The sequence below is a fragment of the Pseudoalteromonas sp. TP27 genome (assembly GCF_056470645.1).
In genome coordinates, this window is the sequence record NZ_JARDAK010000013.1 from 41,486 (window position 1) to 55,280 (window position 13,795).

General features: G+C 37.2%; 11 protein-coding genes. 4 read left to right on the forward strand and 7 right to left on the reverse strand.

Annotation, left to right across the window (positions count from 1 at the left end; translation table 11 throughout):
- Nucleotides 1-14 precede the first annotated feature (14 nt).
- Nucleotides 15-869 (reverse strand): S1/P1 nuclease, encoded by an 855-nt coding sequence (locus PX700_RS14820; RefSeq protein ID WP_415637118.1) that lies wholly within the window; start codon nucleotides 867-869, stop codon nucleotides 15-17.
- Between the two features lie 251 nt (nucleotides 870-1,120).
- Between PX700_RS14820 and PX700_RS14825 the strand changes: the two genes are divergently transcribed.
- Entirely contained in the window at nucleotides 1,121-1,987 is an 867-nt protein-coding gene (locus PX700_RS14825; protein WP_415637117.1) for a type 2 periplasmic-binding domain-containing protein, read from the forward strand.
- On the forward strand, nucleotides 1,980-2,924 hold the full coding sequence (locus PX700_RS14830) for a hypothetical protein (protein WP_415637351.1): 945 nt from the start codon (nucleotides 1,980-1,982) through the stop codon (nucleotides 2,922-2,924). The genes PX700_RS14825 and PX700_RS14830 overlap by 8 nt, the downstream gene beginning before the upstream one ends.
- A 26-nt stretch (nucleotides 2,925-2,950) precedes the next feature.
- Here PX700_RS14830 and ushA read toward each other — a convergent pair whose 3' ends face one another.
- A complete protein-coding gene (ushA, locus tag PX700_RS14835; RefSeq protein ID WP_479521111.1) occupies nucleotides 2,951-4,585 on the reverse strand; it encodes a bifunctional UDP-sugar hydrolase/5'-nucleotidase UshA in 1,635 nt (544 codons plus the stop codon).
- A gap of 92 nt (nucleotides 4,586-4,677) precedes the next feature.
- Complete coding sequence (locus PX700_RS14840; protein WP_415637115.1) at nucleotides 4,678-4,848, reverse strand: hypothetical protein; 171 nt, start codon at nucleotides 4,846-4,848, stop codon at nucleotides 4,678-4,680.
- A gap of 239 nt (nucleotides 4,849-5,087) precedes the next feature.
- Here PX700_RS14840 and PX700_RS14845 point away from each other — a divergent pair, with 239 nt between their 5' ends.
- Complete coding sequence (locus PX700_RS14845) at nucleotides 5,088-5,837, forward strand: peptidylprolyl isomerase (protein ID WP_415637114.1); 750 nt, start codon at nucleotides 5,088-5,090, stop codon at nucleotides 5,835-5,837.
- 226 nt (nucleotides 5,838-6,063) lie between these two features.
- On the opposite strand, the gene PX700_RS14850 is transcribed toward PX700_RS14845, so the two are convergent.
- Nucleotides 6,064-6,480, reverse strand: a complete 417-nt coding sequence (locus PX700_RS14850) for an MAPEG family protein (RefSeq protein WP_415637113.1) — start codon at nucleotides 6,478-6,480, stop codon at nucleotides 6,064-6,066.
- A 239-nt stretch (nucleotides 6,481-6,719) separates the two neighbouring features.
- Here PX700_RS14850 and PX700_RS14855 point away from each other — a divergent pair, with 239 nt between their 5' ends.
- A complete protein-coding gene (locus tag PX700_RS14855) occupies nucleotides 6,720-9,602 on the forward strand; it encodes an insulinase family protein (RefSeq protein ID WP_479521112.1) in 2,883 nt (960 codons plus the stop codon).
- Between the two features lie 69 nt (nucleotides 9,603-9,671).
- On the opposite strand, the gene PX700_RS14860 is transcribed toward PX700_RS14855, so the two are convergent.
- The 3 genes from PX700_RS14860 to pqiB form a co-directional block, all read right to left on the reverse strand.
- Complete coding sequence (locus tag PX700_RS14860; RefSeq protein WP_479521113.1) at nucleotides 9,672-11,054, reverse strand: Na+/H+ antiporter NhaC family protein; 1,383 nt, start codon at nucleotides 11,052-11,054, stop codon at nucleotides 9,672-9,674.
- Between the two features lie 477 nt (nucleotides 11,055-11,531).
- Nucleotides 11,532-12,140, reverse strand: a complete 609-nt coding sequence (locus PX700_RS14865) for a PqiC family protein (RefSeq protein WP_479521114.1) — start codon at nucleotides 12,138-12,140, stop codon at nucleotides 11,532-11,534.
- Entirely contained in the window at nucleotides 12,140-13,795 is a 1,656-nt protein-coding gene (gene pqiB / locus PX700_RS14870) for an intermembrane transport protein PqiB (protein WP_166420044.1), read from the reverse strand. Before pqiB ends, PX700_RS14865 begins: the two co-directional genes overlap by 1 nt.

Genomic DNA, 13,795 nt, shown 5'->3' on the forward strand with positions numbered 1-13,795 from the left:
AAATTTAATACAGTTTATTTGTCAGTTGTCATTTTTAGTGCTGTTTCTAACTCTTTTGCAGAAGGGTCAAATAAGGCATTTAATAATCCAGCTAATCGAATACCCGCCTGTTGTAAGCGCGTTTTTACGATAGGCGTATTGTTATAAATGTAGCTGTACCCAACTTCGTCGTTGGTGTACTTATAAATTTTTGTTGCTAAGTTGTGCGATTCTTCAACCCAAGTTTTAGGAGAGCTTTGTAAATACTGTGCAATTAACTCGCTGTTATTAGTATCGATAAATTGCGCGTATTCAGTGAACGACAAGTTTTCGTTTTCAACTAGCTTTGTATCCCAAAGGCTATGAAGATTTGTTTCTTCATTAAAAAATGAAACCTTTATACGGTTACCACCTCTGTCTTCACCTCTACCTGCATGAAATGGCTGATGGCTATCACCTACTAAATGCACTAAAAAACGTAAACTGAATTGCTTAGCGTCTAACGTGCTATTGGTATCTGTAAGTGTCTGCATTGAGTAGTGAATACCTTCAAGGATATTACTTACAGATTCTTTGTTTTTAGTATGTTCGTGGTTGAAGCTGAAAGACTTACCAGGTGCTGCATTAATATAATGCCAACGAGATGATTTCTTTTGCCAAAACTCACCAGGAGCAGAGCGCATTTCATCAGGCCACGTTGATATTTGAGCTAGTGACTCACCATCTAAATAAGGTTTAATTGCTGCTTTAGTTGTTTCGCTTATATGAGATTGTGCAATCTGCCCTACAATACGATGGCCATTTTGACCCCAAGCATGTGAGTCGGCGCTTGTGAATATCGCACTAATCAAAAGTGCAGAGGATATCGAGTACTTTATACTGTTATGCATTAGAACTTCCTAAATGAATATTTCATGGGGTTGCTATAAGCTAATGCGGTCAATTGTCCTCACTTTTTGCGTTGATAGGAAGGACTTATTAAAATTCATAGTTTCTTATTTAGATTTTATATAAATCAATGGTTTATGTTTGACAGGTAAAATTACTTGTTGTAATAAGTAAGCAAAATTGTTCAAATGCACAATATAGTCTTTTTTTGAGTAGCATTACTTTGAATTTTAAAAATATTGTGTTGCACAAAATGTTAATTGTTACATTTTTGTTTCTATTGTTGATCGTTACGTGGGTTTGCGGTCAAGTTAGTGTGTACAACGATGATTTGCACTTTCCAGTTATGATTGAAACCTCAACAGAATGTCAAACAACAGCAACAAGTAATAAAGACCAGCTAATTATTTTCATGCAATCGAAAAAAATAGCCAAGTTATTAACACAGAATTTGTGTTCTGATAACGTAGTGGCTAAACAATATGGCTCTGTAAAAGGGTATTGGGGGTATAGAACCGCAGAAAGCTTTGAGTTTGTTGGTAAAGGAATTGCTGACTTAATTTTAGCTAAAAATAATATTATGGCCGCCTTCAAAGCTGAGTCGACTTATAACTACCAGCCCGTTGTTGGCTTTTCTGATTACACTGCCTTTTTTATATCGTCTAAAGAAAAACCTCGCATCACAAAACAGTACTTTTTAGATAAGCGTATAGGTTTGCTTGATTATCCAACTAGCCGCTCAGGGCACATATTACCAAAGAAGGTATTTAAAGAGCTGGATATTAATTTAGCTAATTTGAAAATTACCTATGCTAGTTCTCATAATGAATTACGTGATCTACTCGCCGACGGAAAAGTCGATATTATTGCTTCATTTTGGAAAGAGAGTGACGAAAAACGCTTTTCAAAAAACTATATTACGCCATTGAGTAATAATATTTCTGGAACAAGGTGGTATTTAAAAATGCAGCAAAACAATACTGATTTGTTGTGTGCAGTTCAGGAAAACTTACTTGCTATGTCTAAAGATCAAAGGTTGCACTACTATCAAAATGTGCAGCCGTTTTGGAGTTGTGGTGCTAGCTCAGTAAACTTAAAAGAGGACGCTGATGATGAGTAAATATAAGCAATCACTTGTTTTACTATGTTTATTTTTAATTCTATCGTCTGTTTTTTATATTTCTGTAACTCAAAAAAGCCAGCAAGTAGTTAAAGAAAAAATAATTCAAATAGAGAAGCAAATAGCACTCGACTTACCCTTACTTGATTTATCAAATGAGCTGCTTAAACACTCAGGCAATAAAGACGCGGTTAATAGCTACATTAAAGCCTTAAATAGCTACATCGATTCGGATGATCTTAGGGTTGTTACTATTGCACCCAAAAGCGAGATGGTAACACCTATAAAGCCCAACCAAATAATACGTAGTTTGAGTACAAACAGCGGGTTTGTATTAGTTGTATTTAGCGTTAAGCACACTCACTTTACGTTAAGTCATGTTATTTATTATTTAATGTTTTTTGTTTTAAGTGTGTTGGTTAGCTTTTGGATAAAATTTGCGTTTATTAAGCAAAGTAATAAACAATTGATTAATACAGAGCATCAAACAATTACTGAGCCTACGCCGCTTGTACTTATTGTTGATCTTAACGATAAAACACTATCGAGTAGCTGTAATCCAGAACAAAAAATGTGTTTAGCTAATAAGCCATTATGCTTTTATTTAGCACTTGTAGAGTATTGTACAAATAATGATGCTGTAACGCTTAGTCATAATAAAAATGTACCAGAGGAGCTGCTAGAGCTTGCTAACAAGTATTTTTATAGGTTGATTGAGCTTGGTCACACGGTTAGAAAAAGACCTAACTTTAATAATAGTCTTGAAAAAACCTTGAGTGAAATACGTGCGGCATTAGATGAAGTGCTTAACGAATGTCCTGAAGAGAAAGAGTTATATTATCCCCCCAAAGCGTATGGAGAAGGTTCGCGTTCTCGACTGCATAGTTATGGGCTGGCAAATATTAGAAAAGGCAATATTGAAATAATAGGAAAGTAACACAGTCACTTTCCTATTATCTTGATTTATTTAGGGGTAAATTCAGCCGCTTTAAGAGGGCTGTTTTTTGATATAAAGTCTTGTAGCGCTTGGGCATCTGTTTCGTCTGTACTAACAAAGCCTTTTTTATTTGTAAGCGTAGGATAACCATCACCGCCTGATGCGTTATAGCTATTTAGACTCATACGGTACGTTTTATTTTTATTCAAAGGTTGACCATTAATAACCACATTAACTAGCTGGCCATTTTTACGTTCAAACGATAGCTTATGGTACTGTAAGTAAGCACCTGCATCCGGTGGGAAGCTCGTTACTGTATTTAAGTAATCCCATAAATCACTGCCTTGCCAATCCATATAAGTAATACGGTTTTTAAAAGGATGCACCTTTAAAATATCTTTATAGCTTATTTCACCCGCTTCTATTGAGCTGCGAATACCACCACCACTTATTAGTCCAAAGTCTGCATTTACTACATCCATTTGAGCTTGAATAATTACGCGCGCAAGATTAGTTTGTTGGTAGCGAACTTTGTTTCTGTCGCCTTCTAAGCGAGCATCAACTTCACCAATGGTACCTTCAATTTGTTTAGCACCTTTTGCTTGATATACCGCTAAATAAGATTCAAGTTTTGAGTCTGGTTTAATGTACTCGTTTGCTAGCACTTCTTTAGTTGAGCCATCAGCTTGTACTTTACCTACATACAAATTTACTGGCATAAGTTTGTAGTTTAGTAACGTTAATTTACCGTTTTCAAGTTTAAACTCAGCTTTACCAACATACTTACCCCATTCATGGGCTTGCATAATATAAGTACCGTTTTGTTGGTCTGGTTTACAGGCTAAGCCTGGTTTAAAGTTGTCGTCATTTACATTCGTTTCACTCATACATACAGGTTCTTGAGAGTGACCACCAATGATCATATCAAGCGTGTTTGCAGGCAATGAGCGAGCGAGTGTTACATCACCCGGTGCATTAATACCAAAGTTAGCATCAACATAATGGCCCATATGAGTCAGGGCGATTGTAATATCAGGATTGTATTTAGCTTTTATTTTTTTAGCTAAGCTTGCTGTAACGTCAACAGGGTCTTTAAACTCTAAGTGCCCAATATATTGAGGATTACCAATTTTAGCTGTGTCGGTTGTTGTTAAACCAATTACTGCAATGGTTAACCCATTTTTTTTGAATATTTTATAGCTATCAAACGCGTGTTCACCTGATTTTTTTTCAAATATATTGGCTGATAAAAAAGGAAAGTTTACCCATTTTTGTTGTTGCTTCAATACATCAATAGGGTTGTCGAATTCGTGATTACCCAATGCCATTGCATCGTAACCAATCAAAGACATACCTTTAAAGTCAGGCTCTGCTTTTTGTAAATCTGACTCAGGAATACCCGTATTAATATCGCCACCAGAGAGAAGTAATACCGCATGACCTTGTTTTTGAGCTTTACTGCGTAAAGAGTCAATCAGCGTTTTACGCGCTGCCATACCATATTCGCCTTTTTCGTTGTGCCAAAAGCGCCCATGGTTATCGTTAGTATGAAGTACAGTAAGATATTGAGTTGCAGGAGAGTTACTTACACTTGAGTCGGTTGTAGCCGATGTACACCCAAGTACGCTTAAAAAAACTGAAAATAAAATAATTATTCGCATAAAATACCTGTCTATTAAGGCCCACTTAATTTATTGAGCGGCTAGTTTAAACTAGTTTTATGCGAAAAAAACGTACTTATTTACATTTCATCTTAATTACGGCTTGTCGCAGCAATTTCTCTGCGCTTTAACTCTTTACTCGCATATTCAGATTTTTCATGGTTTGCTGCAATCATCCACGTTAAAAAGCTGGCAGGTAGCTTTGTGTAAGCTTCGCCTCTGTGTAAACCAAAGTCACAAATTGTGTGTTTATTGTCTGGCATGTGTATTACCTAGTTTTTAGATTTTGATAAATACTAACAAAAGTACTTTTTAACGAAAGACGATTTAGCTTTGGTAAAGTTATTTTTATAACTTAAAAGAATATATAAAATGTAATTTAAATGTTATCGAGGCGGTCTAATTTGTATCAATCACCTTTTTATTATCGATTTTTTAACTGAATAATATTAACTTACTTGTATTAACAATTATTTAAATAAATATAACAACAGGATGTAACATGAAAAAACTCTTACTTGGCTCAGTACTCGCCGCAGCTAGTTTTACAAGTACTGCCACTATTATAGAAATGAACACGAGCCAAGGTGTGATAGAAATTAACCTATTTGATCAACAAACACCTAAAACAGTCGCCAATTTTTTAAGTTATGTTCAAGACGATTCATATAATGAAACAGTGATTCACCGTTCAATAAGTAACTTTGTTATTCAAGGTGGTGGATTTACATACTCTGATTCATTAGATTCGATTACTACAAAGCCAGCCGTAGAAAATGAGCCTGTTTTTTCAAACGTTAAAGGCACCATTGCAATGGCTAAGTTATCAGGAAATGAAAATAGCGCTACAAGTCAGTGGTTTTTTAATATGGCTAATAACAGCGCAGGAAGTGCAGCGCTAGATACACAAAACGGCGGTTTTACTGTGTTTGGGCAAATAACAGCAGCGAGTCAGTCGACTTTAGATAAAATTGCAGCACTGGTTCATTGCAACGATATGCCGGTTGTTGATATTACCGCTGAGCAATGCTCAAGCAGTGATGTAAGCTTCAGCAGTGCTAATTTAGTAACTATTCAAAGTGTAACCGTGATGGATGATGATCCAAATTCTGCTGCTGGCCTTACTGTAACTGAAAATACGTTAATTGACTCAGGTGCACCAATAAACTCAGATAGTAGTTCTGGCGGTGGGCTAGGGTGGCTTTTAGGCGCTTTTTTACTTGTGCTTCCTCGCTTGAGACGTGCTAAATAATCTAATCAATAGTAATATGGCAGGCATAAATTGCCTTCCATATTACTACTTATACTAATTCCAATAAATAGCTGATCTATTTTACTTGCTAAAACAACCCATTTCTTTGTTGTAAATTTCGCATAGGGAACAACCATTTACATCAATTTGCGCCTAGAACTGAATTGTTTTTTCGGCGTAAAATTTAGACCACATACTTAATGGAATTGGTATTAGCATGAGCTGTTTAAAGCAGTACTCGCCAAACCATTGCCAGCCAAATTGTAAACACACAAATACACCCAAATAAAAACACTTTAAAACGTGCTCGTACGTTATTTTCACCTAAATGAATAACACTATGCACAATACGGGTTGCTACAAATAAACAGGCCAGTATAGCCACAAGTGTACTGGCGCTATTTAGTTGCAGTGCAAGTAAACATCCCGCGTAAAAAAGCACAGGTATTTCAAACTGATTCGAAAAGTTTCTATCTGCAACTCTAATAGTGTCGCCAGCCTTATCTAACTGCATTGTTTTAAAATCACTTAAATCTAGCTGTTTGTTTTTAGCTGCGGCAAAGCGCCTTTTACCCATAATGAGCATGACAACCAGTGAAAGCGTAACTTGTACAAACATGGCAAGTATGATGATTTTTTCCATTGTTTTTCCTTATTATTATTTAGGGTTTGTGTATATTTTTATATTGAGTGAATTTCAATCACGGAAGATTGGTAGACTCGCAACTAATATCCGATTATGAAGACATTTTTCACAATGTGTTACACAAAATAGCGTTATTTTGTAGAAAATTATTAATTGAAAATGTTAGTTTAGCTTAACTATATTGCTTTGAATTGGCGCACGCTATTTTGCGCAATACTTTTTAATGGAAAACAAAAATGAAAAAGATTATTGGTTTTAGTGCTATTGCACTTGCAGTTTTAAGTGGTTGTTCAAATACGGCTTCGGTTTCTGTGGCGCCTCAGGCCTCTTTATTATCAGATTCGTTGGTCGTAAGCCCTAACGATAACCGCGAATATAAAACACTTAAATTAGCAAACGACATTGAAGTTATTTTAGTGTCTGATCCGAGCGCCGAAAAATCAGCAGCGGCACTAAGCGTAGGTGTTGGTTTACTGCACGACCCGATGTCGCAACAAGGTATGGCGCATTATTTAGAGCACATGCTGTTTTTAGGCACAGATCGTTACCCAGACACAAAAGGGTATTCTGATTTTATGACCAAAAATGGTGGCGCGCACAATGCTTACACGTGGCTCGATATTACTAATTACATGTTTAAAATTAACAACGATGCGTTTGATGAAGGGCTAGATCGTTTTTCTGACTTTTTTAAAGCGCCTAAATTATACCCTGAGTACACAGATAAAGAAAAAAATGCAGTAAATGCAGAGTGGTCAATGCGCCGCGAAATGGACTTTTTTGGTCAATTTAAACTCGCGCGTAAAATGATGGGCGATCACCCCGCTAATCGTTTTTTAATTGGTAACCTAGAAACACTTGGTGATAAAGAAAACAGTTCTCTTCACAAAGAAACGGTTGATTTTTATAATAAATATTACTCTTCAAATATTATGAAAGTAGCGCTTATTTCTAATTTACCTATTTCTGAAATGGAGCAAAAAGCACAAAAATACTTTGCTGATATAAAAAATAAAAACATAGAAAAACCAACAGTAACTGCAAAACTTGATTTTGATAACGCTGGCGGAAAACGCGTGTTTTATGCACCAAATGAAGATGTAAAACAGCTACAACTTGATTTCACCATTGCTAATAATAATAGCGAATTTGCACTTAAACCAAACCGATTTGTAGCGTATTTACTAAGTAATGAAATGCCGGGCAGCCCAGCGCAACTGCTTCGCGACAAAGGGTGGGTGTCTCAGCTTTCAGCTTCAGCTGCACCAAATCAATATGGCAACTACGGTTCGTTAAATGTAAATGTAGAGCTTACAGATGAAGGCATGAAAAATCGTGACGAAATAGTTGCGACTATTATGCAGTACATCGATTTAATTAAAAAAGAAGGCGTTGATAGCAAGTACTTCAACGAAATTCGTACATCGCTAAATAACCAGTTTAAGTTTTTAGAAAAAGGTGATGAGTTTAATTATGTAAGCTCGCTTACGCAAAGCATGCAAGACTATCCGTTAAATCACGCTATTAATGCGCCATATTATTATGCAAAATTTGATGCAGATGCTGTAAATAACGTACTTAAGCAGTTAAATGCCGATACTCTTCGTATTTGGTATGTATCGCAGAAAGAAGAGACAGACTCACAACTACACTTTTACGACGGCAAGTACCGCATCAGTGATATTAGCGATGATGAAATCGCCAGCTGGAAAAAGCCAAGCGAGTTTAAGTTAGCATTACCAACTGTAAACAATTTATTACCTGAAAACTTTGCAATAAAAACCCAAGCTTTTAAAGAGCAAAAACACCCTGAGCTTGCTTACGATAAAAATGGTATAAAAGTATGGCGCCAAGCAAGTCAAAAATTTGCAGAGCAGCCAAAAGGGCTTGTTGAAGTTTATATAAATACCCAACCGGGTTTGAACGACATTAAAGCAGAAGTTTTATACTCTGTTTGGGCTGATTTATATAATATTCAACAAAGTCAGTTAAGTACCGAAGCAGCAATCGCAGGTATGAGCGTAAGCCTAGCACCGAGTAACGGTCTTGTTTTATCTATGAGTGGTTTTACAGATAAACAAGATGTATTACTTAAACAAGCTTTAACCGGATTAAAAGCCGATGAAACAGCACAAGCATTTAGCCAAGCAGTTGATCGCTTTAAACGTAATTTACTAAATCAACAAAAACAGTTTCCGTATGCACAAGCATTTGGCGAATATTCAAAACTAACGCGTACAGGTGGTTTTGATACAGATGCGCTTATTAAAGCTGCTGACTCACTGAGTGTTGCCGACTTAGCACAATTAAAAACAGCTACGTTTGCACAAAACGATTTACGCGTATTTAGTTACGGTAACTACAATCAGCAAGATATAGACGCAATTGCAAAAGAGCTAAGCGCAACATTACCAAGTAATCATAAACACAGTGAATTTGCGCGAAGCAAAGCATGGTTGCCACAACCGGGCGAAACGCTGGTACTGCAAAAAGATATTGATGTAGCCGATGTAGCTGTGGTTGATATGACCGTTCATCCAGTTGCGGGTTACAAGCAAAAAGCAGAAGCAGCTGTATTACAAAGCCACTTTAGAACAGTTGCGTTTGATAAAATGCGTACAGAGGAACAACTTGCATACGCAGTAGGCGCGTTAGCTCGCCCAATTGAAGATTACTCAGCTATTGGTTTGTTTATACAAACACCGGTTAAAGGGCCTAAAGAAATACAAGCTCGTTTTGATAAGTTTAAAAAAGAATACGCAGTTGAACTTGATAACATGAGCGAAGAGACGTTTGAGCAACTTAAAAATTCAACCCTTGTATCGCTTAAAGAACAGCCTAAAAACTTAAGTGACGAAATGAGCCCACTTATAAGCGATTGGTACCGTGAAAACTTTACCTTTGATTCTAAGCAAAAGCTGATTGATGAAGTTGAAAAAGTAACGCTTGCAGATATAAAAGACTACTACAAGCAAACAATGCTTAACCCTAATGCAGCACGTTTAAATGTGCAGTTACGCGGGACTAAGTTTATAGAAAGTGACTTTGCTGATTTACCTAATCAAACAAAAATCACAACGCTTGATGCCTATTACAATGGTATTAAATTACAAAAATAAGCTTTATTTATGTAGCTAAAAATAAACCCCAATGTATTGCTACATTGGGGTTTTTATTTATTAAGCTATTTAAGCCATTATTAAAAAGCCTATTACGGCAAGTGCCGCAGCAATCAGTGTATATGGCAATTGTGTAACGGCATGGCTCATTAAGTTACAACCAGAACCTTGCGCTGCAAGTACGGTTGAATCTGAGTAAAAACACGCTTGGCTACCAAAAGAAGAAGCCGATAATAGCGCCCCAATTACCAAGGGGATGTTTGCATCAACCGCATTTGCCAGTGGCATAACAATTGGAATTGATACAGCAAAAATACCCCAGCTAGACCCAGTTGCAAACGCTAAAATAGCCATCGAAATAAACACCACAGCCGGTAAGTATCCAGCGGTCATATAAGGGCTTAAGCTACCAATAACAAACTGAGGCAAACCAATTAAGTCGCATACATCTTTAAATATAAACGCCGCTATAACAGTACCAATAGCGGGGATCATACTTTTAAAGCCATCAAGCATGCGCTCAATCATTTCACTTACGCTCATTAACTTTTGTAGCGCATAAAACGGGAGAGTCACCGCCATTGTTGCTAGTAAGCCTTTGTATACGTCTATTTCAAAGTAAACAGTAAATGCGACCAGTAAAATAATCGGCACTAAAAAATTACGTAATTTACCTTTAGGATCGGCATCTACAAAGTTTTCTTCAGCTGCTTTTACAGCATATTCATCCGCTGTTTGAACATCATTGTATTGAACTGGATCGACTTGAGCTTGCTCAATTTGCGCCATTTGTTCTGCTTTTTTCATTGGACCAATCGCAGGAATTACACCCAACACAACAAGTAAAACAACAAGCACTGCAAACCAGGCGTAAAACATGTACGGAATAGCTTGAATATAAACAGCAATACCTTTGCCTTCTTCAGCAATACCGTTATCTACCAATAAGCCACTAAAAAATACCGCCCAGGTAGATAACGGGACAAGTACACAGATTGGTGCGGCAGTAGAGTCAACAACATAGGCAAGCATTTCGCGGCTAACTTTAAATTTATCGGTAATGCCTTTCATGGTTTCACCCACGGTAAGCGCATTTAAGTAGTCATCAATAAAAATAACCACACCCAAGCAAAAGGTCATAAACAAAGATGAGCGTTTACCTTTGGTGTATTTAAGGGCTAACTTACCAAAAGCCGACGCGCCACCTGTACGTACTAATAGCGCGATGAGTGCACCAAAACCACCACATACAAGTATTAGCCAGCCGATAGTTTCGTCTGTCATCACTTTTAGCGATGTACTTGCAAAGTTAGTAAGCACCTGAGCAGGATCGGCTATAACTAAACCAACTAACGCACCAATAAGTAAAGATAAAATAGGGCGGCGTAATACAACAGCCAATACAACCACCACTAACGGTGGTAGTAAACTCAACGCAGAAGGTTCAAGCATTTAAGTATTCACAAAATTAAAAGCATGCATAAAAATTAAAAAGTATTAATTTTAAGCTGCTTATACAAAAACAAAGAAGATGATAAGTTTGTTGTTAAATCATTTTCCAAGTCACTGCTTTTGTACGCGAGGGAGGAACACATAAACAGTTATGTTAAATTGCAGTTTAAGTGAAACGCGTTGGCTTTGGCGCCAGACGGTGCAAGGAGTGCAAGGAGTGCAAGGAGTGCAAACCGCTATTGTTGTGCCTGTAAAAACATCGGCGCAAAAATAATCTGCTTTTTAATTTCAGTCAATAAAAAAATACATAAATTGATAAAGTTTATTAGAGGCGGCTTTAATAGTGTGATTCATATGGCTCACTTTTTTGTGGCGCGGAGTGTTGAGCAAGGTGAAATTATTAAAGAAGGAGTTTTAAGCGAAAGGTACGGCGGTAATTGATGATAAAACCGCCGTAATTATATTTTCACGTAATGATTAAAGTCTTGCTTGTTCTATTTGTTTTGCAACATTTAGGTTTATATTTAGCCATGTATTTTCAAGCGTTGAAACCAGGCCGTCATAGCCGTCATCATCAATAGCTACTACGTTTGAAAAGTTATGAATACTTATTAGGCGTCGGCCTGTTTCAGGGTGTGTGTAATATAAACGCCAAAGCCCTGAAATATCAGCGTTACCTTGCATATCGCCATTAAAGTGGTGAATTTCGTATTCAAGTTCATAAAACGTTTGTTGATCGAGTTCAGTAATGACAGGCAAACCCTTTATCACCATCCAGTTAGGCATAGCATTAAAAAGTGTTTGCTGGGCTGTTGCAGTAAGCATTACATCAGGTGATTCACCCCACAGGTTGTAATTAGCAGCATGTATTTGGTTGCTATCTATTTTCATAGCAATGCCCAAATTATTTAAAGCGCCTCTAAGTACAACAGTTTGTATTCTTAGTTGCGCATCTGTATCTGCAACGTTTCGAGATGATGCACCAATAGGCTGCTCAAACTGATAATACTGTGTCGCAGTTTGTATTGATGAGCTACAACCTGCCAATAGTAATAATAAACTTGCAGTTAAAAATAACGATTTCATTATTGCTTCCTTGGTTTTGGATCTGCTGGTAATGATTTATCAAAAATTAGCATATTAGGTTGCTCGTTCAAACCGCGAGTAAGTGGCTGTAGGCCTTCACTTAAACGCTTAAATTCTTTTAACGTTTGCTGTATTTGATGATGAAGTTCAGAGCCTGCTTGGTAACTGGCCATAGTTTTATCAAATTGGCGCATGGTTACTTCAAACTGCTCCATACTTTTTGTCATCTTTTCAAAGTTACGGTTAAAGTCGCCTGGTAAGTTTTGTGTATCTTTTTGGCTTAGCAGCTCTCGCATTTCATTAGCAAGCGCTCGGTAATCGGTAAATGTGGCTTGCATTTGTTCTAAGCTATCTTCAACTTTTAAGTTATTTACTTTATTAAGTACGTCAGAGACTTGGTCTGCTAATACGGTTATGCCGCTAGAAATACTCGGAAAAACATCATACTGTACAAGTTTACCTAGTTGAGCTTGTGGTGCATCGGGGTATATATCAAAATCAACATACACAGCACCTGTTAATAAATTACCTGGCTTTAACGACGCACGCATACCACTTTCAATCCAGCCTTTTAAACTGCCTTGCCAATACTCTTTAGCCGAGGCGCTATCGTGATACAAGCGTCCGTATTCAACTTTTATTAATACTGGCACAGCGGTGCTGTTATTTCTAAAGTGTGCAGGTTTACCGTCAAGAATTACATTGGCTGGGGCTTCTACCACTGTACCTACGCGCATGCCTCTATACTCTACTGGAGCACCTGTGCGTAACCCTCTAATTGATTGTTCAAACTCAATTAGGTAGTAATCAAAATCGTAAAAACGCTCCTCAAGTGCTTCTTTGTAACTTTGACTTAGTGAAAAGCTATACCCATCATCAGCTATATCGCCTGGGGCTTGTTGCTCAGGTAAGCCAACCGAAATACCGCCTTTTAAAAGCTTGCTTAAAGAACCTGTATTAATATTTATTCCATCGGCAGACAGGTCAATTTCTATTCCTGCGTTTACCCAAAAAATAGAGTTATTGGTGATGAGGTTTTGATATGGTTCTTTAATAAATACGCCGTACTTCATTGCTTGGTTTTCCCAATCAAAAGTGGCGGTTTCTATTTGACCTATTTTGTAGTTTTTGAAAAATATACCGGTACTTACATCAAGTACTTCAGCGCTGTAGCTCATTAATTTAAAACGGCCGCCTTTTACATCTTTACCAATAAGGGCGGGTTCATCTTGTAATTGAAAACGCTCTTTTAATTCTTTACTTTCACCTGGCGAAAACTCTAAATATACACCAGACAATAGCGTGCTCATTCCGCTAATACCTGTTTCATCTATGCGTGGTTTTACGACCCAAATTTTAGCATCATCAGTTAACAAATTATTGTAGTTTTTGTCTATTTGCGCTCGGGCAATAACGCTGTCTTGGGTATCTGATAGTCGAACATGATCAATTTGGCCTATTTTTACGCTACGTACTTTTATTTCAGTTTTACCTGCAATAATGCCTTCGGCTTGTGGCATTTCGATAAAAATCGTAGGGCCTTTATTAGCTTGGTATTGGTATAACATCCACATGCCCACTAACAGCGCAATTGCCGGAATGATCCAGATAGCGGAAATTTTCGGTTCTTTTGTTATTTCGGCAGTTTCGGTCAT